Origin of the sequence: Thiothrix eikelboomii (assembly GCF_900167255.1) — a bacterium.
Lineage (GTDB): Bacteria > Pseudomonadota > Gammaproteobacteria > Thiotrichales > Thiotrichaceae > Thiolinea > Thiolinea eikelboomii.
Genome location: NZ_FUYB01000002.1, coordinates 407,684 through 414,400 on the forward strand (window position 1 = coordinate 407,684; position 6,717 = coordinate 414,400).

The following is a 6,717-nucleotide window of genomic DNA, read 5'->3' on the forward strand; positions in this document are numbered from 1 at the left end:
ATTTGTTTAATTTTTTGCTTTTAATAGTTGATCAAGTTCAGGCAATAAACGTTCAACGACCCCTTGCTGCTGTGCTAAGAATTGTTGACCCCGTTGCCCGACTTGCTGGCGTTCGGTTGAGTTTGCCAAGTAAGCGGTTAAATGATGAGCTAAAACCTCGGGCGAATCAACCAGTATGGCAGCTCCTATCTGGACTAACGGCGGATAGAGATCCTGAAAATTATCCACATAAGGGCCACTCAGTACAGGTAAGGCAAAGGCTAAAGCCTCTAAGGGATTATGCCCGCCGCTATTCACTAAACTCCCCCCCACAAAGGCCAGATCGGCACAAGCATACCAAAGCAATAATTCACCCATACTATCGCCCACTAAAACGGCGGTGGATTTTCGTAAAACAGCACACTCCGTCCGACGTTGATAGCTCAAATCCGCCTGCTCACACAAGGCAACGACCGCATTAAACCGCTCTGGATGACGTGGGACTAGAATCAATAGCAGCTCAGGAAACTGCCGAACTAATTGCCGATGCACCTGCAAGATCTGCTCATCCTCGCCCTGATGCGTACTCGCAGCCACCCACACCAAACGCCCCCCCCATGCTTGGCGGAATGTAGCAGCTTGTGTTTTAACTTGAGTGGGAATGGGTGCATCAAATTTAATATTGCCTAATACTTTGATTTGAAGGGGGCTTGCACCCAAGGCTTGGAAACGCTCGGCATCTTGCGCTTCACGGGCAGCAATTAAAGCCACTTTAGCCAAAACCGAGCGAGTTAAGGGCTTAACTCGTGCATAAGCTCGCGCCGAGCGCTCAGAAAGGCGAGCATTCACCACAACAATAGGCAGCTGATGCTGAGCACAAGCTGCATATAAATTCGGCCAAAGCTCAGTTTCCATCACTAGCAGCAAGCGGGGCTGAACCGTGTTAAGAAAACGCTGCACTGCAGCTGGTGTATCATAAGGCAAATAACTATGCTTGACGCGCTGCCCAAATAAGCGTTCCACTGTGGCTGAACCGGTAGGCGTGGTGGACGTGACCCATACCGTCGTTTCGGGATAAACCGCCAGCAGCTTCTCAATTAATGGGCGGGCGGCCATTGTTTCCCCAACCGAAACCGCATGTAAGCAAATACAGGCTTGCCCTGATGTGAAGTGACTACCTGAGCTAACCGCTGAGTTGATATAGCCCAAACGCTCTAACCAGCGCTGCCGATAAGCAGGATTGCTCCGCCCACGCCACCAAAGCTTGATAAACACCAAGGGCAAAAGCAGATACAGCAACAATGAATAGATAAAACGCGCTGGATGCATCATCAAAAAATCGCCTGTTAACGCTTGCAGACAGGCGATTTTAACGGATTTGGGCAGGGAGGAATCTTATTAAGCAAAGATATGTTTATAGCCGATATACACAGCGCCAACCATCACGGGCAGCAAGACCAAGAAACCTAAACCGAAAGTAATCGCCGCAACAATGGCTAATAAGGTATAAATCACCATGAAGATCAAGAAAGCGGGGAAGTTTTTCACACAAGCCATAAAGCTATTTTTAATTGCATCAACCGCCGACATCTTTTGAAACATCACTAAGGGGATCGCAAATAGGAAAAGCATCGCACTGAGCATACCGACAAGCATCGCTATCAACAGCCAGCCCATCCCTATCGAAGGCATCACAGCAACATCAGTCGTCGAACCTAGATCGACCGAGGCAAACATCGCGCCCCCGACAATCATCATCATCACAAAGCTTAGCCCTAACATCACCAACCCCAAAATCACTAAAGGTGTACGCCGTTGCTCATCTTTGAACATGGAGAAAATATCCATAATATCAGTAGCCTGCCCTTGATCAGCTTTTTGCGCCGCATAAAGCATCCCTCCTATAAACAAAGGAGCGATCAAATTAAGTGCTAAAGCACCCAGAAAAGGGATAAAACTTAGAACAATTGCGATCACACCAAAGATTAAGGTCATTAATACCCAATTGGCGATGTCAGCACTAAAAATCTTCCAACCACCTTTGTACCAACTTATTGAATCACCGGCACCGACCACTCTTAGATTAGCCATACACTGCTCCTTTGCTACTTATTAAATTGATTATAGAGAATTTTTTATACCTTACTGAAAGCTTGCCAAAGATTCTATCGCAGCTGACAAAAAATTAATGGACTAGTTTTCAACCTAAGCCCAGTGTATGCTCTGAACGTTTTTGCAAAACCGTGCTTTTTTGCAACAAAACTCATTGAAGGGCTATTCAACGTGAACTTACCAGTTAATATTATTTGCATGAAATGGGGGAGCAAGTATGGCGCTAATTACGTCAATACCCTCTATGCCATGATTGCTCGTCATATTACACTCCCCTTCCAGCTCACCTGCTTCACAGATGATGCCCAAGGCATTGATCCCCGCGTTCACATCCGCGAGCTACCTACTCTCGAACTCCCCCAAGGCGCTCCAGAGCGCGGTTGGAACAAGTTAACCACCTTACAACCCAATTTGGGCGGCTTGAGTGGAGAGGTCTTATTTCTAGATTTAGATGTCGTGATTGTTGGTAATCTTGATGCATTTTTTACCGGATCAGCGCCTTTTACCATTATTCAGGATGCCAAATTACGCCGCCGCCGGATTGGCAACTCGTCGGTTTATCGCTTTGAAGTTGGGCGCTATGCGGAATTTTGGAAAAATTTCGTACTCACTATGCAGAAATACAACAAAACTTCCGCAATGAGCAAGCTTACTTATCTCATGAAATTCATCAACGGGGCGAGTTAAGTTTTTGGCCTGAAAGCTGGTGCCCTAGTTTTAAATATCATTGCATGCAGCCTTGGCCCTTGGCCTATTTTCAAGACGCCACTATTCCAGAGGGTGCAAAAATCATTATTTTCCACGGTCATCCCGAGCCGCATGAAGCGATTCAAGGCATCACACATAAATGGTATCGACCTGTGCGCCCTACACAATGGGTTGCGGATTATTGGCGTGCTTAGGATTTAATTGCATGGCAGCCCGTAAAAAATCCCGCTTAGAACGTTGGCTTTCGTTTAATCAGCATCGTAAACGTTTCGGCGCAACTCAAGCCGCTGCTAGTTTACAAAACGCTGATTATACCCAACTCAAAACTCAATTGCTGACTGATACCGAGCAACACTATACGCATGGTGCAGATAAAGATCTCAGCCAACACTTGCTAAACCTACGTGCAGAGTTTGCGGGTCAAGCTGAATTGCTCTATTACCATGCTCAATTGATCGTACTCATTCGTCGTGAATACCAAACCCTTGAACAATTTGCGCAGTTCGAGCGCCTATGGGAAGCGGAAGGTGATTTTTTAAGGCAGCAGCTCAATACACGTTGGTTAATTTCAGCAGCGGATACTTTTGCTGATCACGCCACTGATCCAACTACACGCGCTTTGGCTTTAGCCGCCTCTTTGCTGGTGAATACTATCAAGCTGCAAGAAACTGAACGTTATTTACAAGCAGCTGAGCATTTAAGTGACCAAGCTGATCGCCAACAACAGCTACAAACTGAGCGAGTGGCCTTGTTCGATGGTACGTCTGCCTTTGCAGTCGGTACGGATGATACTTTGAGAAATTTACGGTGGCGTTTAGATGCCATGAGTACTGCACAACCGATGGGGCAACTTTTGGTTGAGCTGTTTGAACGCTTACAAACCCACGATACTGTTTACCAACGTTTTCGGCAGCGTCATACCCGCGCCAAAACCGCCTGGTGGTAATGTTTAATGAATGTTCTAATCATTAATTTAGCGGAAGCGACTGATCGTCTGTCCTTCCAAGAAAAGCAAATGCTGCGCCTTGGTTTGGATTATGAAATACTGCGCGCTGTCTCAACGCAGCATATCAGTGAAACTACCCATTATCAGCTGTCGATGGGATGGGAGCGCCCCTTGCGCCGCGCTGAATTAGCCTGCTTTTTGAGTCATCATAAAGCGTGGCAAGTCATTTTAAAGAAAAAGCAGCCGATGCTCATTCTTGAAGATGATGCTTTGCTCTCTCGCTACAGTGCGGTCTTACTCAAAATGTTGGAACGACAAACAGACTGTGATTTAGTCACCCTCGAAGTACGCGGCCGCCAAAAGCTAGTCGGTGTGGGGCAAACACTGGTGGAGGATTTTAGTTTAGTGCCACTGTATCAGGATCGAACGGGTGCTGCAGCGTATGTGCTTTGGCCAAGTGGGGCGCAAATCTTATTAGATAAGGCAAAAACGACTCCACCGGGGTTAGCGGATGCTTTTATTTCGAGTACCTATCAGCTGCGCTGTTTGCAAGTTGAACCAGCCGCCGCCATTCAGTTAGATCAATGTGAGGCGTATGCAGTCAATAATACCTTAAAGACGATTTCTTCGATCTCTGCTGAGCCAAAACCTGATTTAACCTATGCTAGCCCCTTAGAAAATTTACGGTTTCATGCTCGGCGGCTCGGCTCACAATATCGCTTAGGGATGCGCCGTATCCAAGTCCTAGGCAAAGGTGAACGCCGCTTGATTAAGCTACGGCCTGAAGATTTTGTTTAATTTTTTACGTCCTAAGTACTTTAGTTAGACTTGCTAATGAATAAAGCGCTTGGGTGTCAGCAGCAATCGGGCTATAGGGCTGCTGCATAAATGCTTTTAAGCCGGATAAATCAAGGTTCTCATCAAACATAAACACATTGGCAGGATGATAGAAGGCCTCTTGCTGAATCAAAGCATTATTCGTCAGTAGCTTACGCTGGTAAGTCATGGCTTCTAACGGTCGTAGTGTTAAGCCGACTTGGCCTGTTTGCGTCACATCAATCATGCAACGCGCACTCAAATAGGCTTGTAAATAAGCAGGATAGCTGACATTTGCTTTTATACCTTTAGCTTGATCACTGCGAATATCGAATAGTACCGAATAGCCTTGCGCTTTCAGTTCAGTTTCTAAAGCCTGCAAAATAGTTTCACGACCTTTATTCCGGCCTACAAAAGCAAAATCATATTGCGGTGCTTGACTCGATACTTCTGGAAGCTGCTCGATAAATTGGCGATAAAACTTAAAGCCATACTTTGCACAATCTGCCAAGTCAAATGACCAAATCGTATAGTCCAAAGCTTGCAAGCTTTGAATCAAGTACTTGGTTTTTGTATTCGGATTCAGTGGATTGCGCATCAACACTTGAGCCTTGAGCTGAGGGAACTTAGCTAATAGGACTTCCAAAATCAAGCGATGCTCATGGGCGACAATCAAGGCCTGCGGGTGAGCCTGAATATAGTCAGCAATCAAACGCTTATGAAATAAATTGCGCAGCAGTCGCGGCCATTTAGTAAAGCTTGGAAGCTGGCGAGTTTTGGCTAGAGGATTAAAAACCTGTAGGGCTAAGGGGTCTGCTTGAGTCGATTGGGCTTGAGCAACTTGAAAGAAAGCCTGTTCATAATCAGGCCAAAAACCAATGAAATGTAATTGACGGGTTGACTCCGGTTGAGAAATGGATGCTTGCATGCTTGGTGCTAACCTTGTACTTGAGCCTAAGTTGCTTAAATAGAGCGCAAGCCTACCTTAAACTCAGCCTTAGCGCATCTTTGGCAAGTTTTTACAACACTCATCACAGCATTAAATGTCAACAGAGCCTAAGCCCCGCAACCTAATACAGACTCTTCATTCATGCTAAACTAGCTTGAATCCTCACTGATTAGCGAATCTTTGTTATGTCCACGACCCCTCGCAAAAAGCTCCCTATTGGCATCCAAAACCTACGGGAAATTCGCACCGAGAACCACTATTATGTCGATAAAACGGCACTGGCCTTGAAACTGACTCAGGAGGGTAAACACTATTTCCTTTCCCGCCCGCGTCGTTTCGGGAAAAGCCTGTTCTTAGATACCCTCAAAGAGCTGTTTGAAGGCCATGAAGCCCTTTTTCAAGGCTTAGCAGTGCATCCACATTGGGATTGGTCGGTCAAGTATCCGGTATTGCGCTTTAGCTTTGGCAGCGGCAAATTCACGGACATCCAAGGCCTCACCCATGCCTTAGATACCCAACTCAGTCATCTAGAACAGCAGTTTGGAATCACAGCACGCTTTGAGCATGTCGGTGGGCGCTTTGCTGATCTGATTTTACAATTACAGCAGCAAACCCAACAGCCGGTGGTGATTCTAATTGATGAATACGATAAACCGATTTTAGATGCCCTTGATTATCCCGAGGTCGCTAAAGCCAATCGGGATTTTTTACGGGGCTTCTATAGCACGATCAAGGATTATGATGCCTATATCAAATTCAGCTTTTTAACGGGAGTCAGTAAATTCTCAAAAGTGAGTTTGTTTTCGGGTTTGAATAACTTACTGGATATTAGTTTAGATGCTCACTATTCCAGTATTTGTGGCTACACCGATACGGATATTGATACTATCTTTAGTCCTGAGTTAGAAGACTTGGATCGAGAAGAAATTCGACATTGGTATAACGGTTATAACTGGTTGGGTGAAGGGGTTTACAATCCTTTTGATATTTTACATTTATTTAGGAGTCGCCAGTTTGGGAATTACTGGTTTGAAACGGGCACACCCAGCTTCTTAGTTAATCTGTTATTCAAACGTCAAGTTACATCTTTATCTTTAGATCAGACCTTTACAAGCAATCAAGTGCTGTCTAGCTTTGACATTGAAGACATAGCCACCGAAGCCTTATTATTTCAAACGGGTTATCTCACGATTAAACAAGCGGAACG

General features: G+C 45.5%; 8 protein-coding genes. 5 read left to right on the forward strand and 3 right to left on the reverse strand.

The features are described from left to right. Nucleotides 1–6: 6 nt before the first annotated feature. The gene (gene waaA, locus B5D50_RS03850) at nucleotides 7–1,311 is read right to left on the reverse strand and encodes a lipid IV(A) 3-deoxy-D-manno-octulosonic acid transferase (RefSeq protein WP_234975791.1); all 1,305 of its coding nucleotides are present in this window, start codon (nucleotides 1,309–1,311) and stop codon (nucleotides 7–9) included. A 66-nt stretch (nucleotides 1,312–1,377) separates the two neighbouring features. After that, the gene (locus B5D50_RS03855) at nucleotides 1,378–2,070 is read right to left on the reverse strand and encodes a BPSS1780 family membrane protein (RefSeq protein WP_078921238.1); all 693 of its coding nucleotides are present in this window, start codon (nucleotides 2,068–2,070) and stop codon (nucleotides 1,378–1,380) included. Between the two features lie 192 nt (nucleotides 2,071–2,262). Here B5D50_RS03855 and B5D50_RS03860 point away from each other — a divergent pair, with 192 nt between their 5' ends. Genes B5D50_RS03860 through B5D50_RS03870 form a run of 4 tightly spaced genes read left to right on the forward strand, consistent with a single transcriptional unit; the run spans nucleotide 2,263 to nucleotide 4,543 of the window. Next, a complete protein-coding gene (locus B5D50_RS03860) occupies nucleotides 2,263–2,778 on the forward strand; it encodes a hypothetical protein (protein ID WP_200807018.1) in 516 nt (171 codons plus the stop codon). A 44-nt stretch (nucleotides 2,779–2,822) separates the two neighbouring features. After that, nucleotides 2,823–2,993, forward strand: a complete 171-nt coding sequence (locus B5D50_RS20450; RefSeq protein ID WP_200807019.1) for a hypothetical protein — start codon at nucleotides 2,823–2,825, stop codon at nucleotides 2,991–2,993. An 11-nt stretch (nucleotides 2,994–3,004) separates the two neighbouring features. Then, nucleotides 3,005–3,745, forward strand: coding sequence for a hypothetical protein (locus B5D50_RS03865; RefSeq protein WP_078921239.1), 741 nt, complete (start codon nucleotides 3,005–3,007; stop codon nucleotides 3,743–3,745). A 6-nt stretch (nucleotides 3,746–3,751) separates the two neighbouring features. Continuing rightward, nucleotides 3,752–4,543, forward strand: a complete 792-nt coding sequence (locus B5D50_RS03870) for a glycosyltransferase family 25 protein (protein ID WP_078921240.1) — start codon at nucleotides 3,752–3,754, stop codon at nucleotides 4,541–4,543. Between the two features lie 4 nt (nucleotides 4,544–4,547). On the opposite strand, the gene B5D50_RS03875 is transcribed toward B5D50_RS03870, so the two are convergent. Beyond that, nucleotides 4,548–5,489: a WaaS/CpsH family glycosyltransferase gene (locus tag B5D50_RS03875; RefSeq protein WP_078921241.1), complete on the reverse strand. Its 942-nt coding sequence runs from the start codon at nucleotides 5,487–5,489 to the stop codon at nucleotides 4,548–4,550. 206 nt (nucleotides 5,490–5,695) lie between these two features. Between B5D50_RS03875 and B5D50_RS03880 the strand changes: the two genes are divergently transcribed. Continuing rightward, nucleotides 5,696–6,717: ATP-binding protein (locus B5D50_RS03880; protein ID WP_078921242.1), on the forward strand; the 1,022-nt coding region annotated here is incomplete at its 3' end.

Excerpts from the sequence above, each read along its gene's own strand:
- B5D50_RS20450 (WP_200807019.1), top strand. The coding sequence starts at position 2,823 with ATGCAGCCTTGGCCCTTGGCCTATTTTCAAGACGCCACTATTCCAGAG.
- B5D50_RS03870 (WP_078921240.1), top strand. The coding sequence starts at position 3,752 with ATGAATGTTCTAATCATTAATTTAGCGGAAGCGACTGATCGTCTGTCC.
- B5D50_RS03875 (WP_078921241.1), bottom strand. The coding sequence starts at position 5,489 with ATGCAAGCATCCATTTCTCAACCGGAGTCAACCCGTCAATTACATTTC.
- waaA (WP_234975791.1), bottom strand. The coding sequence starts at position 1,311 with ATGATGCATCCAGCGCGTTTTATCTATTCATTGTTGCTGTATCTGCTT.
- B5D50_RS03855 (WP_078921238.1), bottom strand. The coding sequence starts at position 2,070 with ATGGCTAATCTAAGAGTGGTCGGTGCCGGTGATTCAATAAGTTGGTAC.
- B5D50_RS03865 (WP_078921239.1), top strand. The coding sequence starts at position 3,005 with ATGGCAGCCCGTAAAAAATCCCGCTTAGAACGTTGGCTTTCGTTTAAT.